The sequence below is a fragment of the Hymenobacter edaphi genome (assembly GCF_003258365.1).
In the GTDB taxonomy this organism is placed as follows: Bacteria; Bacteroidota; Bacteroidia; order Cytophagales; family Hymenobacteraceae; genus Solirubrum; species Solirubrum edaphi.
In genome coordinates this window covers 156,171-180,500 of sequence record NZ_QHKM01000004.1, presented here as the reverse complement: position 1 = coordinate 180,500, position 24,330 = coordinate 156,171, and the positions used below count along the sequence as shown (strand labels likewise).

At 63.5% G+C, this 24,330-nt stretch carries 24 protein-coding genes and 1 pseudogene; 7 read left to right on the top strand and 18 right to left on the bottom strand.

Features of this window, described 5'->3' with window-relative positions:
• Positions 1–234: 234 nt before the first annotated feature.
• Entirely contained in the window at positions 235–1,374 is a 1,140-nt protein-coding gene (gene bshA / locus DLM85_RS13935; protein WP_111478724.1) for an N-acetyl-alpha-D-glucosaminyl L-malate synthase BshA, read from the top strand.
• A 120-nt stretch (positions 1,375–1,494) separates the two neighbouring features.
• Here bshA and DLM85_RS13930 read toward each other — a convergent pair whose 3' ends face one another.
• Positions 1,495–2,028: a DUF7935 family protein gene (locus DLM85_RS13930; protein WP_111478723.1), complete on the bottom strand. Its 534-nt coding sequence runs from the start codon at positions 2,026–2,028 to the stop codon at positions 1,495–1,497.
• Positions 2,029–2,255: 227 nt separating this feature from the next.
• Here DLM85_RS13930 and DLM85_RS13925 point away from each other — a divergent pair, with 227 nt between their 5' ends.
• Both DLM85_RS13925 and DLM85_RS13920 read left to right on the top strand, forming a co-directional pair.
• Positions 2,256–2,612 carry a HesB/IscA family protein gene (locus tag DLM85_RS13925; protein WP_111478722.1) on the top strand — a complete coding sequence of 119 codons (357 nt, stop codon included), beginning with the start codon at positions 2,256–2,258 and terminating at the stop codon, positions 2,610–2,612.
• Between the two features lie 208 nt (positions 2,613–2,820).
• Positions 2,821–3,711 (top strand): hypothetical protein, encoded by an 891-nt coding sequence (locus tag DLM85_RS13920; protein WP_111478721.1) that lies wholly within the window; start codon positions 2,821–2,823, stop codon positions 3,709–3,711.
• A gap of 67 nt (positions 3,712–3,778) precedes the next feature.
• On the opposite strand, the gene DLM85_RS13915 is transcribed toward DLM85_RS13920, so the two are convergent.
• From DLM85_RS13915 to DLM85_RS13870, 10 genes are all read right to left on the bottom strand, one after another.
• Complete coding sequence (locus DLM85_RS13915; RefSeq protein WP_111478720.1) at positions 3,779–4,504, bottom strand: YqjF family protein; 726 nt, start codon at positions 4,502–4,504, stop codon at positions 3,779–3,781.
• 28 nt (positions 4,505–4,532) lie between these two features.
• Entirely contained in the window at positions 4,533–5,153 is a 621-nt protein-coding gene (locus DLM85_RS13910; RefSeq protein ID WP_111478719.1) for a hypothetical protein, read from the bottom strand.
• A 69-nt stretch (positions 5,154–5,222) separates the two neighbouring features.
• Entirely contained in the window at positions 5,223–5,870 is a 648-nt protein-coding gene (locus tag DLM85_RS13905; RefSeq protein WP_111478718.1) for a hypothetical protein, read from the bottom strand.
• A 5-nt stretch (positions 5,871–5,875) separates the two neighbouring features.
• A complete protein-coding gene (locus DLM85_RS13900; protein WP_111478717.1) occupies positions 5,876–6,481 on the bottom strand; it encodes a hypothetical protein in 606 nt (201 codons plus the stop codon).
• An 8-nt stretch (positions 6,482–6,489) separates the two neighbouring features.
• Positions 6,490–7,389 carry a ChaN family lipoprotein gene (locus DLM85_RS13895; protein ID WP_111478716.1) on the bottom strand — a complete coding sequence of 300 codons (900 nt, stop codon included), beginning with the start codon at positions 7,387–7,389 and terminating at the stop codon, positions 6,490–6,492.
• 100 nt (positions 7,390–7,489) lie between these two features.
• On the bottom strand, positions 7,490–7,987 hold the full coding sequence (locus DLM85_RS13890; protein WP_133257058.1) for a hypothetical protein: 498 nt from the start codon (positions 7,985–7,987) through the stop codon (positions 7,490–7,492).
• 96 nt (positions 7,988–8,083) lie between these two features.
• Positions 8,084–9,418, bottom strand: a complete 1,335-nt coding sequence (locus DLM85_RS13885; protein ID WP_111478714.1) for an ABC transporter permease — start codon at positions 9,416–9,418, stop codon at positions 8,084–8,086.
• Between the two features lie 51 nt (positions 9,419–9,469).
• A complete protein-coding gene (locus DLM85_RS13880) occupies positions 9,470–10,420 on the bottom strand; it encodes an ABC transporter ATP-binding protein (protein ID WP_111478713.1) in 951 nt (316 codons plus the stop codon).
• A gap of 141 nt (positions 10,421–10,561) precedes the next feature.
• Positions 10,562–11,194 carry a hypothetical protein gene (locus DLM85_RS13875; protein WP_111478712.1) on the bottom strand — a complete coding sequence of 211 codons (633 nt, stop codon included), beginning with the start codon at positions 11,192–11,194 and terminating at the stop codon, positions 10,562–10,564.
• Entirely contained in the window at positions 11,194–11,700 is a 507-nt protein-coding gene (locus DLM85_RS13870; RefSeq protein WP_111478711.1) for an RNA polymerase sigma factor, read from the bottom strand. Before DLM85_RS13870 ends, DLM85_RS13875 begins: the two co-directional genes overlap by 1 nt.
• Before the next feature lie 141 nt (positions 11,701–11,841).
• Here DLM85_RS13870 and DLM85_RS13865 point away from each other — a divergent pair, with 141 nt between their 5' ends.
• Positions 11,842–12,342: a hypothetical protein gene (locus DLM85_RS13865; protein WP_133257057.1), complete on the top strand. Its 501-nt coding sequence runs from the start codon at positions 11,842–11,844 to the stop codon at positions 12,340–12,342.
• A gap of 442 nt (positions 12,343–12,784) precedes the next feature.
• Here the strand turns inward: DLM85_RS13865 and dnaJ are convergent, their stop codons facing one another.
• Positions 12,785–13,936: a molecular chaperone DnaJ gene (gene dnaJ, locus DLM85_RS13860; RefSeq protein WP_111478709.1), complete on the bottom strand. Its 1,152-nt coding sequence runs from the start codon at positions 13,934–13,936 to the stop codon at positions 12,785–12,787.
• A 69-nt stretch (positions 13,937–14,005) separates the two neighbouring features.
• On the bottom strand, positions 14,006–14,599 hold the full coding sequence (locus DLM85_RS13855) for a nucleotide exchange factor GrpE (protein ID WP_243635960.1): 594 nt from the start codon (positions 14,597–14,599) through the stop codon (positions 14,006–14,008).
• A gap of 265 nt (positions 14,600–14,864) precedes the next feature.
• On the opposite strand from DLM85_RS13855, the gene DLM85_RS13850 reads away from it, so the two are divergent.
• Positions 14,865–15,356, top strand: a complete 492-nt coding sequence (locus DLM85_RS13850) for a GAF domain-containing protein (RefSeq protein WP_133257056.1) — start codon at positions 14,865–14,867, stop codon at positions 15,354–15,356.
• 4 nt (positions 15,357–15,360) lie between these two features.
• Here the strand turns inward: DLM85_RS13850 and obgE are convergent, their stop codons facing one another.
• The 5 genes from obgE to DLM85_RS13825 all read right to left on the bottom strand — a co-directional run bounded on the left by obgE (position 15,361) and on the right by DLM85_RS13825 (position 21,453).
• On the bottom strand, positions 15,361–16,470 hold the full coding sequence (obgE, locus tag DLM85_RS13845) for a GTPase ObgE (protein ID WP_111478707.1): 1,110 nt from the start codon (positions 16,468–16,470) through the stop codon (positions 15,361–15,363).
• 221 nt (positions 16,471–16,691) lie between these two features.
• Entirely contained in the window at positions 16,692–17,315 is a 624-nt protein-coding gene (locus tag DLM85_RS13840; protein WP_111478706.1) for an adenylate kinase, read from the bottom strand.
• Between the two features lie 80 nt (positions 17,316–17,395).
• Positions 17,396–17,935 (bottom strand): hypoxanthine phosphoribosyltransferase, encoded by a 540-nt coding sequence (gene hpt / locus DLM85_RS13835; protein ID WP_111478705.1) that lies wholly within the window; start codon positions 17,933–17,935, stop codon positions 17,396–17,398.
• 212 nt (positions 17,936–18,147) lie between these two features.
• Complete coding sequence (locus DLM85_RS13830) at positions 18,148–20,406, bottom strand: sodium-translocating pyrophosphatase (RefSeq protein ID WP_111478704.1); 2,259 nt, start codon at positions 20,404–20,406, stop codon at positions 18,148–18,150.
• Between the two features lie 132 nt (positions 20,407–20,538).
• Positions 20,539–21,453 (bottom strand): M20/M25/M40 family metallo-hydrolase, encoded by a 915-nt coding sequence (locus tag DLM85_RS13825; protein WP_111478703.1) that lies wholly within the window; start codon positions 21,451–21,453, stop codon positions 20,539–20,541.
• Between the two features lie 104 nt (positions 21,454–21,557).
• On the opposite strand from DLM85_RS13825, the gene DLM85_RS13820 reads away from it, so the two are divergent.
• Both DLM85_RS13820 and DLM85_RS13815 read left to right on the top strand, forming a co-directional pair.
• Positions 21,558–22,895, top strand: a complete 1,338-nt coding sequence (locus DLM85_RS13820; RefSeq protein WP_111478702.1) for a hypothetical protein — start codon at positions 21,558–21,560, stop codon at positions 22,893–22,895.
• A gap of 101 nt (positions 22,896–22,996) precedes the next feature.
• Positions 22,997–24,315 (top strand): annotated as a pseudogene (locus tag DLM85_RS13815) (IS3 family transposase).
• The last annotated feature ends 15 nt before the right edge of the window (positions 24,316–24,330 follow it).

The following is a 24,330-nucleotide window of genomic DNA, read 5'->3' as shown; positions in this document are numbered from 1 at the left end:
CAGCATTTGCTCTTGTCATTCGACGGATGATAGCTGAGGATTGACCAGAACCGGCATTAAACGTATCATAGGTATCCGTCCAGCATCACCGCCAGCTGGTTCCAGAAAGAATCAGCGTCATCAGCAAACCATCACTGCCATCCGCGGTCTTTTTTGCGGCTTTCCCCAACTTGCCGCCCCTTGTCCGGTTTAGCTGCAAATCTCCCTCTCTCCTCTCCCAGCCGCCCCACCCGTATGAACATCGGTATTGTCTGTTACCCCACCTTCGGCGGCTCGGGCGTCGTGGCTACTGAACTGGGCAAAGCCCTGGCCGAAAAAGGCCACCGCGTCCACTTCATCACCTACAGCCAGCCGGTGCGGCTCAGCTTCGTCAACGAAAACCTCTTCTACCACGAGGTGTTCGTGCCCTCCTACCCGCTGTTCCAGTTTCCGCCCTACGAGCTGGCGCTGGCCTCCAAGATGGTCGACATCGTGCAGAACGAGAAGCTCGACGTGCTGCACGTGCACTACGCTATTCCGCACGCCTCGGCGGCCTACATGGCCAAGCAGATTCTGCGCACCAAGGGCATCAACATCCCGGTCATCACCACCCTGCACGGCACCGACATCACGCTGGTGGGCAAGGACGCCTCGTTTGAGCCGGTCGTTACGTTCAGCATCAACCAGTCGGACGCCGTCACGTCGGTGTCGGCCGATTTGAAAAAAGAAACCTACGAGTACTTCGCCGTCGAGAAGGACATCGAAGTCATTCCGAACTTCATCAACCTGGAGCGGTTCAAGAAGCAGCCCAAGGAGCATTTCCGGGCCGCCATTGCCCCGGACGGCGAGAAACTGCTCATTCACACCAGCAACTTCCGCTCCGTCAAGCGCGTCGACGACGTGGTGCACATCTTCGACGGGGTGCGCAAGCAGATGCCGGCCAAGCTGCTGCTCGTCGGCGACGGGCCCGACCGCCCGCGCATCGAGAAGCTGTGCCGGGAGCTGGGCCTGCTCAGTCACGACGTGCGCTTCCTGGGCAAGCTGGAGGCCGTGGAGGAAGTCTTGAGCGTGTCGGACCTGTTTCTGATGCCTTCCGAGAAGGAAAGCTTCGGCCTGGCGGCGCTGGAGGCCATGTCCTGCGAGGTGCCGGTTATCAGCACCAACGCCGGCGGCATTCCGGAGCTGAACGTGGACGGCGTGACTGGCTTCGTGAGCAACGTGGGCGACGTGGCCGACATGGTTCAAAAGGCGCTTTACGTGCTCGACGATGCCCACCTGCCCGGCTTTAAAGCCGCTGCCCGCGCCCGCGCCGAGGAATTTGCCGTCGAAAACATCGTGCCTCGCTACGAGGCCTGCTACCAGCGGGCCATTGAGGCGGTAATGGCGGGGGTGTAAGCTTCGTTTTTCGCCTCCCCTCTACTCATTACCAAACAAGCGCGGCCCGGTCGATACGTCGACCGGGCCGCGCTTGTACAGGCAGATTTTTGCTCGAAAAACGAGCAACGAAAAACGCATTTAAAACAGCCCCACGGCCTCGCGCTTCACGGCGTCGATGGCGGCGGTGGTCGGGTCGGCTTCGTCGGTGAGCAGGGCTTCGAGCACGCGCTTGGCCAGCTCGGTGCCGCGGGCCTGCTGCTGATTGGGCAGGCTCTGGTAGGCCTTGTTGATGAGCGTGACGATGCTTTCCTTGGCCTGGCGCACCTGGCCCCAGGCTTCGGGGCTCATGTAGAGCTGCTGGGAAAGGTTGTGCTCGTACTCGGCCCGGATTTCCTGGAGGAGCAGGCGGTGGTACTCGGGCGCGGTCTGGCCAGCGGAGCTCAGGCGGACGAGCAGGTTGTTGGGCGTGATGCGCTCCAGCAGCAGGATAATCCGCTCGTAGGCCTGCAGGCGCAGCGGCAAGGTGGTTTTGGAGCTTTCCAGGCGCAGCTCGATCAGGCGGCGCTGCTGCTCTTTTTCCAGGTGCTGCCGGATGAGGTAGTAGACGGTGCCGGCCACGATAAGGGCGGGCAGGGTGATTTTGAGTAGGTCGATGAGCAGGGCAGAATCCATGCGGGGGCTGAAGGCGCGCCACCACCGGCAGCGCGCGGGTATAAAACAAAAGTGGCTGGAACGGGTAATACACCCAGCCCACAGCGGCCGGCAAAGATATACGTGAACCGGACGCGCCGGGCTACTGTTACGCGAATGATACGGCGAATGGCGACCGGGCAGTATCTTTGTCGTCCGGGCCGCCAAGCCCTTCCTTTCGGAGTCTCTACGCAACCTCTTTTTCAACTATGGCAACTGCCACGGCTTCCACCAAATTGGCCCCCATCGCACTTACGCCCCGTGCCCTGGAGGAAGTAAGAAATATCCTGCGCGAGAAGAACGTGCCGACCGAATACGGCCTGCGCGTGGGCGTGCAGGGCGGCGGCTGCTCGGGCCTGAGCTACCTGCTCGGCTTCGACAAGGCCAAGGACCAGGACGAAACCTTCGACCTCGACGGCGTGAAGCTGATCATGGACAAAAAGCACGCGATGTACGTGATGGGCATGGAAGTCGATTTCCAGGACGGCCTGAACGCCCGCGGCTTCATCTTCAACAACCCCCAGGCCAAGAGCACCTGCGGCTGCGGCTCGTCGTTCTCGGCCTAGCCCCGGCCCGGTTTTCAGCCTGAAAGAAGCCCCGGTAACTTCCGAGTTACCGGGGCTTCTTGCGTCCGGGCGGTTTCCGGCGGGTAAGCGGGCAGGCCTACCGCAGTGGAGCACTTCGCGCCGATTACCGTTCTTGCGCCCCACGCGGGCCGCGGCCAAGTCCGTCCACCTCGCCGGGCCTTGCGTCTCTGGTTTATATTTTCCGCCAATGCTGCTCTATACTTACTGGGCTCGTGAGGTCCTGCAGTACGCTGCGCCCGATGGCCGTGAGTACCACCTGATTGCCTACGCCGGCAGCGACGACAGCCCGGCAGCCGCCCGGCAGGCCGCGCAGAAGCAGCTGCAGCAGCGACGCCAGCGGCTGGAGCAGGGCGCCACGCTCAGCCGCTACCCCTCCGGCACGGCCCCCTTGCGCGAGCCGCTGGTGCAGCGCATCGATGATGGGTTGGGCGGACCGTTGCTGGGAGCCGTTACGCGTAACCGCTACGGCAGCCGGGTGCTGAATGCGGCGCGCGTGATGTTTCTGGACGTGGATCGGGCCGATCTGTGGCGCCGCCTGCCGCGGCCGGCCAGCATGTCCCCGGTATTGCGGTTTTTCCGGCGGCTGTTCGGCATTGCGGCGCCGCCGGCCCCGCCCGCGCTGCTGCCCGACGAGTACCTGCTGGAGCGGCTGCGCGCCTGGCTGCTTCAGCATCCTGACTGGAGCTTCCGCCTGTACCGCACCCGGGCCGGATTCCGGCTGCTGGTCACCCACGCACCGCTAGAACCCAACGGCAGCTTGGCGCAGGCTGTTTTCCGCTTTCTACCGGTGGACCCTACCTACGCGCGGCTCTGCCAGAACCAGGACTGCTACCGGGCCCGCCTCGACCCCAAGCCCTGGCGTATCGGCCTGGCCCGCCCGGCGCACCCGTTTCCGTTCGATACCCCGGCGCAGGCCGCCGAGCAGGCTCGCTGGGAGGAAACGCTTGCAGCGCGGCGGCAGCAGTATTCGGTGTGCGAGCTGGTGGGCAGCTACGGCAGCGGCTATGTGTGTGCGGAGGCCCGGCCCATCCTGACGCTGCACGACGAGGCCTGTCTGGGCGGCAAGCCGCTGGCATAGCGTAACCGACGCCCAAAGTCAACCCTGTCCCGCGCGGCTGCGCAAAGAACCGGAGCAGATGGGCCGCTTACCCGCTGATTCGTTCCCCGCCCATCACCTTCACCGCCGAGCCATCGGCCATGAATACGGAGCGGGGCGGCTGGCTGAGCGGCTCCACGAAGGCCGGGCCGTAGAGCCGGGCCACGCTGCACTGCATCTGGTAGCCGAGCACCTGGTGGGCGTTCCAGCGCGGGTGCACCACCTCGTACTGTCCGGTCCGCCGCTCGCCCAGCCGCGTGTAGCCCCAGTAATGCTCGGTGATGAACTCGGCTTCGCTGCCCTCGGCAATGGGCGCGTTGGCCTTTTCCACGGTGGCGCGCAGCTCGTTCCACTGCCCGCCCACCTGCCAGCCGTAGTCGATTTCAAGTTGGTCCTCCCCCGCCGGCCGCCAGTGGTGGCGCATGGGCAGGGCCAGGTACTTCTCGCCGTAGAAGGTGTTGGCCACGGCCGCAATCATGGCCCGCGGCACGATTTCCCGGATGAACACCACTCCGCGTCGCCAGCCGTGCTCGGGGTGACGGTGGCGCACGTAGAAGCGCAGGTTCACCTCCTCGAAGTGCCGGTGCCAGGGCACGCTGAAGCCCCGCACCCGCGTATGCTCGAACATGAAGCCCACCATGCTCACGTAGTGGGTGCCCTGCCAGTCGTCCAGCTCGGTGCCGAAGGGTAGATACGGCCGGAGGATGGCGGGGTCCACGGCGTAGTTGGCCATGAGCAGGTTGCGCCATTCGGCTGTGAGGAAAGTGGTAGGCATGGGCAGCGGTTAGACTACAAGACGACGACTACCGATACTGATGCTTATCGGTGAAGGGCAGCATGAAGGCCGGCAAAGTAAAAGAAACGATGCGGTAACCTTTCGGCGTTTTGGTGGCCGAAGCGACCTGCGTATAGCTCCCATCAAGCGCTTGGTTGTTGTGAGCCAGCTGTCTGGCAGCCTCAAAACGCTGGCCCGCCACAAGCCGCACCAACACCTGCCGCGAACAGTCGCTCATCGGGGGCTGACAGGGCACCAGAAATGGTTGGTATTGCACCGTGCGCGTAGCCGGGCGTTTGGTAACGTCATACTCCAGCGTAAAAGCCACGGTGTCGACGCTGTTCCACACCATTCCCGAGTAGGGCGCATACCCTCCCGTGATTTCACTGGGCGTTTCCGTCAGAATATGGATGGTGTCCGCCTCGTTGAAGCTACGTCCGGTTTGGCGTTGATGAGCCGTAAACAGTTCGCTCAACAGAGTCAGCTCAGCCTGCTGCGCCCGGCGCGGAGTAGGCGTCGTCCGGCGCAGCACCCGTTTATAATCGGGTAAAAACTGCTGCGCCTGAGCTGGCATACTCAGGCTGAGCACCACCACTGTTACGAATTGAATGCCACTCCCCACGAAGCTTAACCATTTGCTGTAAACCATAGGCACCTTATGCCACCGCCAATGGGTCGCTATTGACCACAACTCAAGCCCAACGGCGGTGGAACAGGGCTATTTACCGAAGCTGTACGGATAGCCGATTTCCTGCAGCTCCGCGGCCAGCTGCTCCAAATCTTCCTGTTCCAGCTCCGGGTTGAGGCGCTGCACCACGTCGCGGGTCAGCGCCTCGCCCTGGTATACGCGGGCCACGTCGGCTACGTCGAGGAGCGGGCGGCCGGTATCTTCCACGAAATACTCGTTGGCCCACTCGACGTAGGATTCGGGGCGCGCGTCGAGCAGGTAGAGCATTTCCTCCGAGCCGTCGTCGGCGCCCTTGTCGATGGCGCCCGTCTGCCAGCCCTGCGCGGGCGTGTACCACAGGCAGAACGTGGTGCCGATGGACGATACCGGTTCGCCGAACACGAATTCCTCGAAGGCGGCGGGCAGGCCCTGCGTCACCTCGGCCTTGTTGGGCTGGGCGTAGGTATCCACGTAGCCGTTGATGCAGCAGCCCTCGGGCCGAAACAGGATGAGCATTTCGTCGCCTTCGCCGGTGTTGAGCTGGAATACGGCTTCGTTTTCACCCCAGGCCGGGTCGTAGGAGTGGTAGCGGTACTCCCAGTCGGGCGAGTTGATGGCGTCGAGCACGGCCATGGCCCGGCAGATCGGCTGCAGGGCGGCGGGCTCGGGAAGGGCGGCGAGGTTTTTCGTGGAAATCATGGCAGTTATTTTCGGGGTTTCTCGCCCCTTATAAATCCAAAGGCAGGTAAAGTAAAGGCCGTTATCTGATAGCCTTTCGGGGTTCTGACTGCTGAAACCACCTGACTACTGCTTCCATCGAACACGGGGTAGTCCGCTGCTAGGTGCTGCGCCTGTGCAAACTGCCGCCGCGACACCAACGCCACCAGCGAGTCCAAGCTAACATCGGCGTACGGGTCATAGGATGGCGCGGGCGCTAAAAACGGCTCATACTTGATGGCGGTCCGGCCATACGGCGGCATCCCTGCGTACTCCAGTCGGAACGCAATAGTATCCGAGCCATTCCAGATCATGCCAGCCCGCGGCGCATAGCCTTGGCCTACCTCCACCGGCGTCAGCGTCAGCAGGTGCAACGTGTCGGCAACATCGAGGCGGCGCCCAGTCTGTTGCTGATGCGTAGCAAATAGTATTTTCAGCAGCTCTAGTTCCGCTCGTTGCGCCCGCCTAGCCCAAGTCTTGTGCGGTCGGTGCTTACTTCTGAAGCGTTGGTAATCCTCCAGAAATTTTTGAGCCTGGGCTGGTTGAGAAATGCCCCACATACTCAGCAAGATTAAGCCAATTAGCTTTTTCATCTACCCGCCTAATACGTCTTGGTCATGTCCTCCGGCACTACCAGCACAAAGTCGGCCTTCTTTAGGTTCTCTTTGTCCAGCCTGCCAAGCTGCGCCTGCGTGACGGTGCTGATGGTGAGGACGCGCAGTTGGGGCTCGGCCAGGCGCAGGTACCACCCGATGCCGTCGTGGTTGTCGGAGTGGTAGGCACCGTTGACGTGCAGCAGCAGCTGGCCGGGCTGCCGGCTCTGGCGGATGAAGTGGGCCATGGTGGCGTCCTTGAGGGCCTGGGCCTGGATAATATTCTGCACCCCGGCCGCGTGCGCGGCGTCGCCGCCGAACATTTTGGCCATGCCCTGGTAGCCCAGCAGCGCATAGTCCACTTTGATGGGCAGCGGGGCCAGCCAGGCTTTTTCGGCGGTGGGCAGCGCGTCCAGCGCCGTGAGGCTGCCCTTGGCAACCTGCTGGGCGTAGCGGCGCGGCACGTTGGTGCCCACCACGCGCAGCTTCTGCTGCCGGGCCAGCTCCAGTAGGGGTTGGTAGTCGGTCTTGTAGTTGGGCCAGGGGCGGCTCTGCTCCTCGAAGGTCTTGGCGTCCAGCTCGCCCACGTTGTACTGCTCCACCAGGGGCTGCACGTCGCGCTCAAACATTTCCAGGCCAAGCACCAGCTGCCCGGCTTTGCGCTCGGCCAGCTCCCGGGCCAGCTGCAGCTCCAGCCAGTGCGCAATCGGGTCGTTGTGCTGCTCGCCGAAGAGCACCACCTCGGCCGCCGCCAGCGCCTTGGCCATCTTGCCGAAGCTGACGGGCTTGCCCTCGGCGGTGAAGAGGCGGTAGGCGGGCCGTGCGTCGTCGGGCGGCGCGGCGGGAGCGGTGGCCAGAGCGGGCATGGCAGTTAGCAGGGCAACAAGGACGGCAAGCAGGGTACGCATGGGCCAAAGATAGGTCCCCAGTCCGGCCCGGCGGCCCGAAACGGCGACGAGGCCGAACGTCTGGTCCGGCCTCGTCGCGTCAGCGGGTTACGGGAAGTGCTTAATCGTCCCAGTCGCCGCCGGAGCCGCCCACGCCGCCCACCAGCACCAGGTAAGGCGTGGCCGCCGAGCAGCTGATGGTGCGCGCGGAGGTACGATCCAGCTTCACTTCGTCGATTTTGAGGCCGTTGGCCCGGATTTCGGCTTTTAGGTAGCTGTTGGCCCCGAGCTGGGTGGCCGCATTCTGGCAGGTCACGTTGCGCAGGGCCAGGGTCACTTCCAGCGCGTCGTAGGCGCCGTACTCGCCCAGCTCGTAGGTCGTGTCGACGCGCGTGGCGTAGGCGTCGCGGCCGCTGGGCCCGGGCTTGGGGTCGGTGAGGGTGTTGCGCACCGTGGCGTAGCTCATTTCGGCGCCCAGCCCGGTGAGGTTTTCGCCCGTCACGTGCACCTGCACCTTGTAGCGCAGCTTGCCCTTGAGCGGGTCATCATCCTTGCCGCAACCGGCCAGCAGGACGAGCGTCAGCAGCAACAGCAGCGGAAATCGAAACGAGCATATCATGTTAGCGAAGGTAGCGGTTGTCGTAGCCGATCCAGCATACAAAAAAAGGCTGCGCCTGACTTCAGGCGCAGCCTTTTTCAGCTTAGCAACCCAAGCTTAGCCTTTGTAGAACAGCCACTTCGACAGCTCGCCGTAGGTGACTTTCTTGCCGTACATCAGGATGCCCACGCGGTAGATGCGGCCGGCAATCCAGATGGCGCCTATGAAGCCCGCAATCAGCAGCGCCATCGAGAGCAGCAGCTGCCAGGTGGGCACCCCGCCGAAGGGCAGGCGCATCATCATGGCAATGGGCGAAGTCAGCGGGAAGATGGACATCCAGAACGCCACCTGCCCGTTGGGGTTGGTGGTCAGGATGGCCTGCGACACCACGAACGTCAGCACCAACGGCATGGTGACGGGCATCATAAACTGCTGGGTGTCGGTTTCGCTGTCGACGGCCGAGCCGATGGCCCCGAACAAGGCGCCGTAGAACAGGTAGCCGCCGAGGAAGTAGAACAGGAAGCAACCCACCAGCAGCGGCACGTTCAGGTCGGCGCTTTTCAGGGCCTGGGTGAACTTGGCGGCCACGTTTTCCTTTTTGGCGGCTTCGTCCTTACCGGTCGTCGGGCGCATCACGGCGGTGGTGCGGGCGGCGCGGTCCTCGGCAATCTTATCGGGGCTGATGGAGCCGGCCATAACCGAGCTGATGCCCATCGAGAGGATAACCCACAGGGCCAGCTGCGTGAAGCCCACGCCGGCAATGCCGAGCACCTTGCCCATCATCAGCTGGAAGGGCTTGACCGAGGAAATGACCACTTCCACGATGCGGTTGGTCTTTTCCTCCATCACGCCGCGCATGATCTGCACGCCGTAGATGAAGATGAAGATGTAGATCAGGAAGCCGAACACGTAGGCCACCACCGTGCTGATGCCGGTGCTCGAGCTTTTCTCGCCGTCGTCGCTCAAGCTCACCGTCTGCAGGTCCACGTCGACTTTCATGTTGTCGAGCAGGGCGCGGTCGATGCCGGCTTTTTGCATGCGCTGGCTTTCAATGGCGTTGTTGACGGCCCGGTTGATGTCGTTTTCCAAGGACATGCCCAGGCCCTTGCGCGAGAAGACCTGGAAGCCGGCCGGGTTGCTGATGTCGAGCTTCGGCACGTAGAGCAGCGCGTCGTGCTTGCTCTTTTTAAACTCGGTTTTAGCCGTAGCCAGGTCCGGCGATACGCGGGTGAAACTGATGTCGTCCTTGGGCTCGGGCAGCTTGTCGGTGAAGAGGCCGCCGGCGTCGGCCACGGCCACCACCTTGCCGTTGTCCGACATTTTGGCGATGAGCACGGGCACCGCAAACAGGGCCACCGTCAGCAGCGGCCCGATCAGCGACATGATGATGAAGCTCTTTTTGCGCACCCGCGTGAGGTATTCGCGCTGCGCGATAAGCCAGATTTTAGACATGGTGTGGGTTGACAGTTGTCAGTTCTCGGTGGTCAGGCAATTCCGCTGCCGCTAGGCCAATACCGAGTCGGTATCGGGCACGTAGTCGGGCTGGGTTTCGCGCACGCGCTGAATGAAGATTTCGTTGATGCTCGGCACCCGCTCGCGGAAGGTGTGCACCTCCACGTTGGCCGGCCCGATGAGGTAGCGCAGCAAATCGTTGGGCGTGCCGTGCACGATGCGGATTCGGTCGTAGAAGTGGCCGTTTTCGCGCTCCTTGTGCTCCACCACCTCAAAATCGGGGTGCATCACCATCAGCTGGCCCTTGCCCTCCACCTCGTAGGTCTGGGTGCGGTAGGCGTCGCGCACCTGGCGCACGGGCCCGTCGAGCACCTTTTTCGAGCGGTTGATCAGGGCAATGTAGTCGCACATTTCCTCCACCGACTCCATGCGGTGCGTCGAGAAGATGATGCTGGCGCCCCGGTCGCGCATGGCCAGGATTTCGTCCTTGAGCAGGTTGGCGTTGATGGGGTCGAAGCCCGAGAACGGCTCGTCGAGGATGACCAGCTGCGGGTCGTGCACCACGGTGGCAATGAACTGCACCTTTTGCTGCATGCCTTTCGAGAGGTCCTCAATGTTCTTATCGGCCCAGCTTTTGATGTCGAAGCGCTCCAGCCAGTGTTTGATTTTCTGGCGGGCCTCCTCCTTCTGGATGCCCTTGAGCTGGGCCAGGTACATGAGCTGCTCGCCCACCTTCATCTTCTTGTAAAGGCCACGCTCCTCGGGCAGGTAGCCGATCTGCCCGATGTGCGAGGGATTGAGCTTCTCGCCGCGAAACAGAATCTGGCCCGAGTCGGCGCCGGTAATCTGGGTGATGATGCGGATGAGCGAGGTTTTGCCGGCGCCGTTGGGGCCCAGCAGCCCGAAGATGGAGCCTTCCGGCACCTCCAGGCTCACCCCGTCGAGGGCGGTATGGTTGGCGTACTGCTTGCGTACGTCAATGGCCTGTAAGATTGGTTTCATAGCTGTCGAAGAGCTGATTGTGACTGCCAAGGTAGAGAGTTCCGGGGCACGCCGCCCCAGGCCCGCGGCTAATCTTAGACCAACGGTCGTTCCGCGGGCCTGAACCGGCGAAAACGTGGCCCAAACGGCCGGGGCCGCGGCCTAGTCCCGCAGCTCCCGCAGCGCGTCCTGCAGCCGGGTCAGGTGCGGGCCGTAGCGGCGCTGCTCCCGGGCTTCGCTCCACAGCATAACCAGCCCCAGCGCCACGGCTCCCAGCGCCGCCAGCCCGGTGCGCTGCCAGTCCACCGAATCCGTAAACGGGTTGCTCACGAAGCGGTGCCGCAGCACAAAGCCCACGCCGAGCACCAGCACCACGGCGAACAGGTAGCCCACCCGGCGGTGCAGGCGAAACAGCTGCACCAGCTGCCGCGTCTGCTCGCGCAGCTGCAGGGCCAGGCCGGCGTCGGGCGTTTGCTGCTGCATGCGTTTCAGCAGGTGCAGGCGCGCCACCATGTACCACACGGTAAAGACCAGCATCACCCCGAAGATGACCAGCAGCAGCGGGCCGCCGTCGGCCAGGTAGTTGCCCTTGGAAAGGTTGATAAAGTTGGTCACGTTCAGCACCATCACCACCGCGAGCAGGCGCAGGTCGCGCTTGGCCGCGGTGGTCATCTGGTGAATGGGGTTGGTGGATTCGTGGGCGAGCATGGCGTTGAGGTTTTGGGAGGTCAAGGGAGTGGCCGGCTGGTCAGCGGGCTGCGTCTGCCACTGGCGGCGGAGGTCGTCGAGTTCCATCAGGCGGGCTGGGTCATTAGTTGGCGAAGCTTGTCCTGCACGCGGTGCATTTTCACGCGCACGTTGTTCTGGGTGAGGCCGAGGATGTCGGCCATTTCCTCGTAGCTGCGGTCTTCGAGGTAGAGCAGCACGAAGGCCTTTTCCACGCTGCTGAGCTGCCCGATGGCCCGGTAGAGCTGGGCCAGGTCGTCGGCGTCGGGGCCCTCGGGCGGCGGGGCGGGGTAGGGCGCCTCCGGGTCGAGGGGGCCGGGCGCGGGGCGGCGGGCGCGCCGCCGCAGGTCCGACACGGCCACGTTCAGCGCCACCCGGTACAGCCAGGTGCTCACCTTGGCCGCGCCGGGCCGGTACTGCGGCCACGCCCGCCACAGCTGCAGCACGATTTCCTGGTAGAGGTCCTGCCGGTCGTCGGCATCGGCGCAGTACATGCGGCACACGCGCAGCAGCAGGGGCTGGTATTCGCCGATGAGCGCGGTGAAATCGGCGGAAACGGTAGCGGCAGGCGTCATGGGAAGCAAGGTTCGGCCAATTAATCGACGGACCTGCCCGGGCATTACAGCCGGACGGAAATATTTTCGGCGGCGGCTGGCGCTGCGCCCCTAAAGCCCTGGTTATCCGCCCGTACCTTGGTGACCGAACCCGATTATATTATGTCCGTTTCCGCCTTGCGCCGTCGGAGCCGCCGCCTGCTGCCTGCCACCGTGGTCGTCGGCCTGGCCTTCCAGGCCCCGCCCGTCGATTACCACACCTACCGGAACGCCCGCTTCGGCTACTCCATCCCCTACCCCGCCGCCCTGGTCAGGCCCCAGCCCGAAGCCCCCAACGGTGACGGCCGCCGCTTCGTCTCGGCCGACGGCGCCACCACGCTTACCGTGTATGGCTCCCACAACGCCCTCGACCACACTGCCCACCAGCAGCTTACGATGAGCCGGCAAAGCTGGCAGGAAAAGGGCGCCACCGTCACGCTGGCCAAGGTGCTGCCCGGCGGCTACGTGCTGTCGGGCACGCTCCATACCAGCATTTTCTACGAAAAGGCCTCCCTGCAAAACGGCGTGTTCAGCACCTTCATCTGGCAGTACCCGGCGGCGCAGAAGCCGCGCCTGGATGCCGTCGTCAGCTACACCGCCCGCACGTTCCGACCGGGGCGGTAAAGACCCGAAAACCGCTCGTCTCTGCTACACGGATAAAGAAGCGTGCGAAATGGACAAAGAGGCATGCTAAACCAACAAAGAGACGCGCAGAACGGACAAAGTGTCGTGCGAAACCGGTAAAGAGACGCGCAGAACGGATAAAGAAGCGTGCAGAATGAACGTAGGAGCATGCGGAGCGGATAAAGAGACACGCAGAACGGACGTAGAGGCGGGCGAAACCGATAAAGAGGCGTGCACAACGAACAAAGAGCCTGTTCGGTCGACAAAGAGGCGTGCAGAATGAGCACAGGGGCCGCTCGCGCCGGTAAAGGCTCTTTGCGAGGCGGCGCAACAGCCGGTGGGAGCAGTACCAGACGCGTAAAAAAAGTGGTGCCACGGCTTTGAGCCGTGGCACCACTCGTTCAATCGTCCACCAAATCCGTGGAATCCGAAAAATCCGTGATTATTGGAAGTACTCCTTTACTTTCTCGAAGAAGCCTTTCTCGTTCTTGCCGGGGCTGGGCGTGAAGTTGGGCGAGGTGCGTAGCTTCTCCAGCGCGGCCCGCTCTTCGGCCGTCACGTTCTTGGGCGTCCACACGTTGATGTGGATGAGCTGGTCGCCCTTGCCGTAGCCGTTCAGGTCCGGAATGCCCTTGCCGCGCAGGCGCAGAATCTTGCCAGCCTGGGTGCCCGGGTCGATTTTCACCTTCACCTTGCCCTCAATCGTTGGCACTTCCAGCGAGGCGCCCAGGGCCGCGTCGACGATGGAAATGTACTGGTCGAGCACCACGTTGTTGCCGTCGCGCTTGAGCAGCTCGTGCGGCTCCTCCTCGATCTGAATGAGCAGGTCGCCGGGCACGCCGCCGCGCTCGGGGTAGTTGCCCTTGCCCGACATGGAGAGCTGCATGCCCTCGGCCACGCCGGCCGGAATGTTGATCGGAATGATTTCCTCCGACAGCTGGCGGCCTTCGCCGTGGCACACGTCGCACTTGCTGGTTACCACTTTGCCCTCGCCGTGGCAGGTGGGGCAGGTGGAGGAGCTGACCATCTGGCCGAGCATGGTTTGCACCACGCGCTTCACCTGTCCCTGGCCGTGGCAGGTGGCGCAGTCGCGCTGCTCAGTGCCGTTTTTGGCCCCGGTGCCCGAGCAGGTGTTGCAGGCGGTGTAGCGCTTCACCTTGATTTTCTTCTCGACGCCGTTGGCCACTTCCTCCAGGTCGAGCTTGAGCTTGATGCGCAGGTTGGAGCCCTTGCGCACGCGCCGGCCCTGGCTGCGGGCCCCGCCCCCGAAGAAGCTCTCGAAGCCGCCGCCCCCGCCGCCGAAGATGTCGCCGAACTGCGAGAAGATGTCCTCCATGCTCGGGCCGTGGCCGTTGCCCGCCGCGCCGCCCACGCCCTGGTGGCCAAACCGGTCGTAGCGGGCGCGCTTCTGCTCGTCCGACAGTACTTCGTAGGCCTCGGCGGCTTCCTTGAACTTGTCCTCGGCCGTGGGGTCGTCGGGGTTTTTATCGGGGTGAAACTTGATGGCCACCTTGCGGTAGGCCTTCTTGATTTCGTCGCCCGACGCGTTTTTGGCTACGCCCAGGATTTCGTAATAATCTCGCTTGGTCGACATGGTCGGTACTATCCTTGGTCGTCATGCCGCGCTTGCCGCAGCATGACGTTCTGTTGTGTTCGTTCTCCCCTACTGGCCCAGCACCACCTTGGCGTGGCGAATCACCTTGTCGCCGAGGTAGTAGCCCTTCTCCACTTCGTCCACCACCTTGCCCTTCAGGTCTTCCGAGGGAGCCGGAATCTGGGCAATGGCCTCGTGCAGCTCCGGATCGAAGGCGCCGCCCTTGGCATCCATGGTCTGCAGGCCTTTCTGCTGCAGGGCCTTGGCCAGCTTGTTGTACACGATGTCGATGCTCTCGCGCACCACGCTGGCGTCGTCGGAGTTCTGGGTGTGCTGGCGGGCGCGCTCGAAGTCGTCGAGCACGGGTAGCAGCACGGTCATCAGCTCCTGGTTGGCGGTTTTGAAGAGGTCGGCGCGCTCCTTGGTGGTGCGGCGCTTGTAGTTCTCAAACTCGGCGGCGAGGCGCAGGTACTTGTCTTTCAAATCGGCCACTTCCTGGTCGGTGCGGGAGGCTTCGGCCTTGGGGGCGCCGCCGTCGGGGGCGGCGCTGGTAGCGCCTTGCTCGTCAAACATTTCGCCGGCCACGTGGTCGGCGCTATTGTTGGTGGCGGCAGTGTTCGGGTCCTGCAGCTCGTCGGGGTTCGGGAAAGTCGCGTCAGCCATTCCTAAGCGGTAAGTATTTCAGGGTATGGAAGTTCAGATTCGGAAACTCGGGCAACTCAAAGGTACTGCCAAAGCCTCGCGCCGTGACACAGTGGCACGAAAACCACGCGGTGCGGCGGTTTAGTTCAGACGCAGCGGCAGTACCGCCGCCCGGCTGGCGCAGTTTGGCATTGCCCCGCCGCCGATGGATGTGGTATCTTGCGGGACTGGTGCTGAACTTTTGCTGCTGGGCCTTTCTGCCTGCCGCCACACCACCCGTTTACTTATGACTACTTACAGCTCAGGCGCTGCCCGCCCCATGCAGCGCGAAATCGACGAGTTTACCGCCGTATTAGCGCAGCAAGGCATTGCGGCCGCTCTGAAATACCTCAACAGCCGCACCCCGCACCGCTACACCGGCCTCTTCCGCTTCGATACCGACACGTTGCGCAACGAAGCCCTGTTCGACCGGTTTGACCCCGGCGTGGCCAAGGGCGCCGACGTGCCCACGCGCGTGACCTACTGCTCCTTGGTCGGCCGGCAGGAGGCGCCGCTGGAAATCAACGACGCCGCCACCGACGAGCGGTACCGTGGCCTCATTGAGACGCCGGTGGTGTCGTACTGCGGCGTGCTGATCCGCGACGAGGCGGGCAAGGCCTTCGGTACGCTGTGCCACTACGACATGCAGCGCTGCCAGGAGCGCACCTCCGATTTGCCCCTGCTGGAAGCGGCCGGGCAGCTGCTGTACCAGCAGCTGCGCCCGACTACCTCCGCGTAATTATTTAATCGAACTGGTCTTCCGAGGGCTCCTCGCCGTCGACCTCCTCTTCCTCCGCGTCGTCTTGGCTGCCTTTCTGCACCCAGATGCTGTGGCGCAGCGGCTTGGGGTCGTCGCGGCGGGCGTCCTGAATCTGCTGCCAGAGCAGGTCCTTCAGCTGCTGGATGTTCTTCTGGGTGATGCTGGAAATGAACACGTGCGGCACGTCGGCCGGCAGCGTGGCCGTGATTTCCGCCTCCAGCTCCTCGTCGAGCATGTCCGACTTGGTAATGGCCAGCACCCGGCGCTTGTCGAGCAGGTCGGGGTTGAACTGTTCCAGCTCGTTGAGCAGGATCTGGTACTCGGCGGCAATGTCGGGCGAGTCGGCGGCAATCATGAACAGCAGCGTGGCGTTGCGCTCGATGTGGCGCAAAAAGCGCAGGCCCAGACCTTTGCCCTCGGCCGCGCCCTCGATGATGCCCGGAATGTCGGCCATCACGAAGCTCTGATAGTCGCGGTAGCCCACCACGCCCAGGTTCGGCACCAGCGTGGTGAAGGCGTAGTCGGCAATCTTGGGCGTCGCGGCCGATACCACCGACAGCAGCGTGCTCTTGCCCGCATTGGGGAAGCCCACGAGGCCCACGTCGGCCAGCAGCTTCAGCTCCAGCACGTTCCACACTTCCTGGCCCGGCTCGCCCGGCTGGGCGTAGGTCGGGGCCTGGTTGGTGCTGGATTTGAAATGGTCGTTGCCCCAGCCGCCGCGGCCGCCGGGCGTCAGGATGATTTTCTGGCCGTCCTCGGTGATTTCCGCCCGGATTTCGCCCGTTTCGGCGTCGCGGGCGATGGTACCCAGCGGCACGTCGAGGATAATATCCTCGCCCTGGGCGCCGGTGCGCAGGTTTTCGCCGCCGCCTTCGCCGTGGCCGGCAATGACGTGCTTTTTGTACTGCAGGTGCAGCAGCGTCCAGAGCTGCTTGTTGCCGCGCAGGATGACGTGGCCGCCGCGGCCGCCGTCGCCGCCGTCGGGTCCGCCCATCGGCCGCCCCTTGGCGCGGAACATGTGGTGCGAACCAGCCCCGCCCCGGCCCGAGCGGCAGCAGATTTTGACGTAGTCGATGAAGTTATTGGAAGCCACTTGGTTGAATTAAGAATTGAGAATTAGGAATTAAGAATTGAGGCGGGCTCAACTCATCCTGATTCTTCGTTGGCGTGTCGTAAAAAAGCCGTCATCCTGAGCGAAGCGAAGGACCTCATCACGCCTGAACGAATCGTTCAAAATTGATAAGGTCCTTCGCTTCGCTCAGGATGACAGTCAATGTCAGATGTCAGCGGCTTAAACCCGCTGACTCTGCAAAGTTACGCTTTTACTTCATCAGCCGCCTTGGAGCCGTCGATGACGGTGGCGGGCTGGTGCCGGTCGATGATGCCGCAAAGCTGGCCGAAGATGTCGTCGATGGCGCCGATGCCGTAGATAGAGTGGAACTTGTCCTGCTGGGCGTAGTAGCCGGCTACCTGGGCGGTTTCGGTGTTGTACACCGTCACGCGCTTGCGAATTTTCTCCTCGTTCTGGTCGTCGGGGCGGCCGGAGGTTTTGCCGCGCTCCAGCAGGCGCGTCACCAGCTCATCTTCGGTTACTTCCAGGGCAATCATGCAATTGATGCCCGTGTCGTAGCGCTGCATCAGCTCGTCGAGGGCCTGGGCCTGCGGAATGGTGCGCGGGAAGCCGTCGAAGATAAAGCCGGCGGCCTCCTTGTTGCCGGCCAGCTGCGACTCAATCATGCCGATAACCACGGCGTCGGGCACCAGCTCGCCGGCGTCCATGAGTTTTTTGGCCGTCAGGCCCAGTTCGGTGCCCTGGGCAATCTGCGAGCGGAGCAGGTCGCCCGTCGACAGGTGCACCAGCCCGTAGCGCTGGATCAGCTTTTGGCTTTGGGTTCCTTTGCCGGCGCCGGGCGGGCCGAACAAGACGATATTCAGCATGAGGAGAAGTAAGCGGGGAGTGAGTGAAGCAGGGGAACTGTAGAAAGGTAAGAAAGAATCGGACAAGCCGCATTCCGTTCTTACACGGCCTGGTACAGGTCGCGGTAGTTGCGGCCGAGGCCGTCGTAGTCGAGGCCGTAGCCCACCACGAACTTGTTGGGAATGGCAACGCCCTGGTATTTGATGCTCAGAGGCACTTCCAGGGCATCGGGTTTGATCAGGAACGTAGCCACTTCCAGCGAAGCCGGATTCTGGGCGCCGAGCTGCTGGAGCAGCATCTGCATGGTGTGGCCCGTGTCGACGATATCCTCCAGAATAACCACGTGGCGTCCTTCTACGGCGTCCTGCAGCCCGAGGATTTCCTTGACCTGCCCGGTGCTGCTGGTACCCTGGTACGAGGCCACCCGGATAAAGCTGATTTCGCAGTCGATGCTGACTTCCTTCATCAGATCCGCAGCGAACATGAAAGAGCCGTTGAGCACGGCCACGAAAAGCGGGATTTTGCCGGCGTAGTCGGCGCTGAGCTGCTGGGCCACGCGGCGCACGGCGGCGGCCAGCTCGGCTTCGGTCAGGTAGGGAGTAAACTCTTTGTGGTGCAGCGAGATAGTAGCCTGAGACATGCCGGGAAAAGGTGGACCGGGGCGAAAGAGCGGCGAAGGTACGACAAAAAAGAGCAGCCCTCCCGGCGGGCGGAAGGGCTGCTCAAGGCGAACGGTAAGGCTCAGTGGGCGAAGTGCCTGACTGCTGAACTGACTAACAGCACGTTAAAGTGCCATTATTTGCAGCTTAAATGTAGCGACTTTCAACCACAGAGTACGCCCTCGACGCGCGTCTAGTCGGCGTGCTGCAGCAAGGTAGTCAGCACGATGCGGGCGGCTTCGGTGCCCAGCTCGGCGTAGCGCACCTTGGGCTCTACCTTCGGCACCACCCGTTCGATGGCGGGGCGCTGGGGCACGGGGGCCACGCCGCGGTCAATAACCGCGCCTTCGCGGGCAATGTGCGGGGCAATAACCAGCGAGACGATGCTCATGAGCTTGATGAGGATGTTCATCGACGGGCCGGAGGTGTCCTTGAACGGGTCGCCCACGGTGTCGCCGGTGACAGAGGCCTTGTGGGCGTCGGAGCCCTTGTACTCCATCTTGCCGTTGACCATCACGCCTTTCTCGAAGGACTTCTTGGCGTTGTCCCAGGCGCCGCCGGCGTTGCTCTGGAACATGGCCATCAGCACGCCCGACACGGTGACGCCGGCCAGGGTGCCGCCCAGTACCTCGGGCCCGAAGGCGTAGCCGATGATGATGGGCGAAATCAGGGCAATGGCGCCGGGCAGCAGCATCTCGCGGATGGCGGCCTGGGTGGAAATGGCCACGCACTTCTCGTACTCGGGGCGGCCGGTGCCCTCCATGATGCCCGGAATTTCGCGGAACTGCCGGCGTACTTCCTGCACCATGGCCATGGCCGCGCGGCCCACCGCCGAAATAGCCAGGGCCGAGAAGATAAACGGAATCATGGCCCCGATGAAGAGGCCGGCCAGCACCCGGGCGTTGCTGATATCGATGGCCGAAATGCCGGCCGTGCCCATGAAAGCGGCAAACAGCGCCAGCGAAGTGAGGGCGGCCGAAGCAATGGCGAAGCCCTTGCCGGTGGCGGCGGTGGTGTTGCCCACGGCGTCGAGGATATCGGTCCGCTCGCGCACTTCCTTGGGCAGCTCGCTCATTTCGGCAATGCCGCCGGCGTTGTCGGCAATGGGGCCGAAGGCGTCGATGGCCAGCTGCATGGCGGTGGTGGCCATCATACCGGCGGCGGCAATGGCCACGCCGTAGAGGCCCGCAAACTCGTAGCTGAGTACGATGCCGGCGGCCAGCACGATGATGGGCATTACCGTCGACTCCATGCCCACGGCCAGGCCGCCGATGACGGTGGTGGCGTGGCCGGTGCTGCTTTGGCGCACGATGCTGAGCACCGGGCGCTTGCCCATGGCGGTGTAGTACTCGGTGATGATGCTCATCAGGGTGCCCACCACCAACCCCACGGCCACGGCCCAGAACACGTCGGTAGCCGTGAAGGGCGCCGAGCCCAGGCGGGCCATGCTCAGGGTGCCCGAGGGCAGAATGTAGTGGATGATAAACCAGGACGCTACGGCCGTCAGGGCCACCGAAATCCAGTTGCCGATGTTCAGGGCCGCCTGCACGTTGCCGCCTTCCTTCACGCGCACGGCCAGAATACCGATCAGCGAAAACACGATGCCCAGGCCGGCAATGACCATGGGCAGAATGATGGGCGACATGCCGTTGTAATTGTCGCCGGCGGCAATGACTTCGCGGCCGAGCACCATGGTAGCCAGGATGGTGGCCACGTAGGAGCCAAAGAGGTCGGCGCCCATGCCGGCCACGTCGCCCACGTTGTCGCCCACGTTGTCGGCAATGGTGGCGGGGTTGCGCGGGTCGTCCTCGGGGATGCCGGCTTCCACCTTGCCCACGAGGTCGGCGCCCACGTCGGCGGCTTTGGTGTAGATGCCGCCGCCCACGCGGGCAAAGAGGGCAATGCTTTCGGCGCCGAGCGAGAAGCCCGTCAGCACTTCCAGGGCGCGCTCCATTTCGGGGCCGTTGGCCGAGGCGCCGCCCACGAACATGTTGTAGAACACAATGAACAGGCCGCCGAGGCCGAGCACGGCCAGGCCGGCCACGCCCATGCCCATCACCGAACCGCCGGCGAAGGACACGTTCAGGGCCTTGGAGAGGCTGGTGCGGGCGGCCTGGGCCGTGCGCACGTTGGCCTTGGTGGCAATTTTCATCCCGATAAACCCGGCCACGGCCGAGAAGACGGCGCCGATCAGAAAGGCCACGATGATAACGGGGCTGGACCGCTCGTTGCCGTAGCTCAGGAAGCCCAGAAAGGCGCTGGCAATGAGGGCAAAGATGGTCAGCACGCGGTATTCGGCCTTCAAAAAGGCAATGGCCCCGTCGGCAATGTAGCCGGCAATGGTGCGCATACGGTCGTCACCGGCGTCCTGGCGGGAAACCCAGCCAGCGCGCAAGGCCGTGTAGAGCAAGGCCAGCACGCCCAGCCCGGGCGCGAGGTAGAGAATGGTCATAAAGCGGTGTTAGGAGGTTGAGGAAAGATTTGGGGAGGCGTAGACGCAGTTTGGTGCGTGTAAAATAGAGGTTTTACCCGCGGGGCCAAGCTTTTTGCGCGCCTTGCCGCCTATTCTCTTCCTCCCGGCCGCCTACAGCTCCCGCATCAGCACCTGGTAGAGGCGCAACATGCTGTCGATGTCGGCCTTGTGCACCAGCTCGTCGGGGGTGTGCACGTGGTCTTCGGGGGCGCCCACGAAGCACCAGTCCCAGGGCTGGGCCCCGTGTTGCAGCTCCTTGCCGTCGGAGCCGCCGCTGCCCTCCACTTCCAGCTGGTGCGGAATGCCGGAGGCCGCGGCAATGCGGCGGATGCGCTCCACGTAGCTGCGGCGCGGGATGAGCGAGTCGCGCAGGGAAATGGCGCAGCCCTGACCGGCGTGCACGCCCTCCGTGACCCAGGTGATGTCGCAGACCAGGGCCTGACGCACCTGGTACTGCTCGTAAATGCGCTTGGCCAGGTACTTCACCGAGCCGCCGCCGTGCTCTTCCCAGCAGCTGAAGGCCACGATGCCGTGCTCCAGCGTTTCGCACAGGCGCAGGGCCGTCCACACGCCCAGGCGGTTGTCGAGGTAGCAGCTCTGCACCGCTTCGTCGGTTTCGCGGAAGTCGCAGTGGTAGGTCAGCTCGGTGCCCCGCTCGATGTCGCGGGTGAAGTCGTAGCCCAGCGCGCCGGTTTCCTCGTCGACGGTGAGGGTGCACTCGATGTTGCCCTGCCCGTCGCGGCCGACGAGGCGGGCCCCATGCTCGGCCGCCGGCCCGCCGATGCGCACCAGCTGCCGGCCGTAGCGCACGGTGTACCCGATGGAATCGATGTGCGCGAAGACGGCCGTGCGCGGCTGTCCGAACACCAGGATGATGCAGTCCTGCAGGTCGTCGCCGGCCAGCACTTGGGGCTGCACCCGCCAGCCGGGGGCGTGCTGGTGAATGTAGTTGAGCAGAAATTCGGTGAGCGGGGCTTCGTGGCCCGAAGGAGCGGCAATTTCGCAGAGGGTGCGCAGCAGGTGCATAGGCAGAAGGGGGTATCGGGCCCAATATCCGACCTAAATGGCGTATTTTAGCCTTTCGCTAAGGCGGCCCGGACGTGGCGGCCCGTTGGCCCAACCCGTTTTCTATGGAATTAACCGACCTTTTTCTCGCCCCGCTGTACCTGGCCCTGTTCTACGGGCTGGCGCTGTGGGTGCGTCCGCAGGTCACCAACGTCTACACCAAGCCTTACTTTATTCCGGCCCTGACGCTGAAGTTTGTCGGCGCCATTGCCCTCGGGCTGATCTACCAGTTCTACTACGGCGGCGGCGACACGTTTAACTACTACGTGCACACGAAGGTCATCAGCCAGGCCTTTTCGGAGTCGCCCTCGCTGGGCTGGAAGCTCATCACCGCCACCGACTACGACCCGGATATTGCCCGCTACATCGCGCGCATGTTCTGGTTCTACGCCAAGACGGAGTACTTCGTGGTGCGCATTGCGGCCTTTATCGGCCTGTTCTGCTTCAACAACTACTCCGTCATGGCCCTGACGTTTGCCCTGATCAGCTTCAGCGGCATCTGGGCCATGTACATCACCTTTGCCCGCATCTACCCGGCGGCCTATAAGGAGCTGGCCATTGCGGTGTTCTTCCTGCCGTCGGTGTTTTTCTGGGGCTCGGGGCTGATGAAGGACTCCCTGTGCATGGGGGCGCTGGGCTGGGTTTTTTACGGCTTCTACCACCTCTTCATCGAGCGGCGCAGCGTGGTATTGTCGGTGGTGATGGGCGGACTGGGCATGTACCTGCTGGTGATGGTGAAGGTCTACATCCTGATGTCGTTTCTGGCGCCGGGGCTGCTGTGGGTGTTCAACGAAAATAACCGCCGCATCAAAAATGCCACCACGCGCATGCTGCTCAAGCCGCTGTTTCTGGGTATCGGTGTGGTGGTGGGCGTGGTGGGCGCCACCAACCTGACGGCCGGCGACGAGCGGTTCGACGTGGAAAACATCGGTGAACGGACCAAAATCAACCAGACGGCGCTGTACGAGCGGGCCCGCGACAAAGGCTCGGGATACAACATCGGCACCATCGACGGCAGCGTGGGCAGCATTCTGCGCGTGGCCCCGCAGGCGGTAGTGGTGTCGCTGTACCGGCCATTTCTCTGGGAAGCGCGCAACCCGGTGATGATGCTGTCGGCCCTGGAGGCGCTGTGGTTTACCGTCGTGACGGTGCGGATTTTCGTGCGCACCGGGTTCATGCGCACGCTGCGGCTTATTGCCAGTCAGCCCCTGGTCACGCTGTGCTTTATCTTCAGCATCATCTTCGCCATCGGGGTGGGCACCAACAGCGGCAACTTCGGCACGCTGGTGCGCTACAAGATTCCGCTCATGCCCTTCTACGCCGCCGGCCTCTACGTGCTGCAGGCCGAAGCCAACAAGCTCAAGCGCCCCGCCCGCGCCCGGCGCACCGCCCTTAGCGCCTAACGGCTGCATCCATCAAAAAAGCCCCGACCGGTTGCAGGTCGGGGCTTTTTGTTTGGTTTTGTCCCGTCCGGGAATGTGTTGACACTTTCCTCACAGTTGTCATGCAAGTACCGGAAGAGAAGCGCGTTAGGCGCAGCCAGCGCGACTACAGTTTGCCCTTTAAGCTGGCGGTGGTGGGCGAAGTGGCCCGCGGTGAGTTAAGCTACAAACAAGCCCAGCGGCGCTACGGCATCCAGGGCCGCAGCACCGTGCTGGCCTGATGCCGCAAATACGCGACGCATTTCGCTACCTTTCAGCACGCCGGGCCGGCTTTCCCTGGCGTGTCCGAGGCCGTGGAACCGACGCCCGAGCAGCGCATCAAGCAGTTGGAAACGCAACTGCGCGAGCAGAAACGCCAATTCGAGCAGCAGTTGCGCGACGCGCGGGAGCACAACCTGCTCTTGCGCACCATGCTGCAAGTGGTGGAGGAGGACCACGGCCTCAGCCTGCCAAAAAAGTCTTTCCAGCGGCCGTTTCCCGCCTCAAAGCCGCCCGGCTCATGAGCGTGCAGCGCGCTTGCCGCCACTTTGGCGTCAGCCGGCAGAGCCTTTATCAGCGCCGCCAGCGCCAACGCTGTCGGGCGGCGCGGGCCGAGCAGGTGCTCGCGCACGTGCGGGCCGAGCGCGGCCGCTTGCCGCGGCTGGGCACGCGTAAGCTGCTGCACAAACTCGCCCCGCGCCTGCGGGCCCAGGACCTGCGCTGCGGGCGCGATGCGCTGTTCACGCTCTTGCGCAGCCGCCACCTGCTCGTGGCGCCCAAGCGCCGCTTCACCAAAACCACCGACTCGCACCACCGCTTCCGCAAGCACCCCAACCTGGTGCGGGACGCGCCGCCGCCCGCCGCCCCGCACCGGCGCTGGGTCAGCGACCTGACGTACCTGCCCACCCGCCAGGGCACGGTATACCTGAGCCTGGTCACCGACGCCTATTCGCGCCGGATCGTCGGCGCGCACGTGCACGCGAGCTTGCACACGGACGGCTGCCTGGCGGCGCTCGACCAAGCCCTGCGCCAGTGCCCGTCCGGCCTGCGGGCGGGGCTGGTGCACCACTCCGACCGGGGCACGCAGTACTGCGCCGACGCCTACCAGGCGCGGCTGCGCGCCGACGGCTTGCGCTGTTCCATGACCGAGGGCACGGGCGATTGTTACCAAAACGCCCTGGCCGAACGCGTCAACGGCATCCTCAAGGACGAATTCCTGTTCGTCGTGCCCGACGACCTGGCCCAGGCCCGCTTGCTCGTCGCGCAAGCCGTGCACCTCTACAACCACGAGCGCCCGCACCTGGCCCTCCACTTCCAAACCCCCAATCAAGTGCATCAGCAAGCAAAAAGCCCCGCCGGAAAATCCGGACGGGGCCCTTGCCTTATTGCTGTCAACGTTTAACCGGACGAGACATTT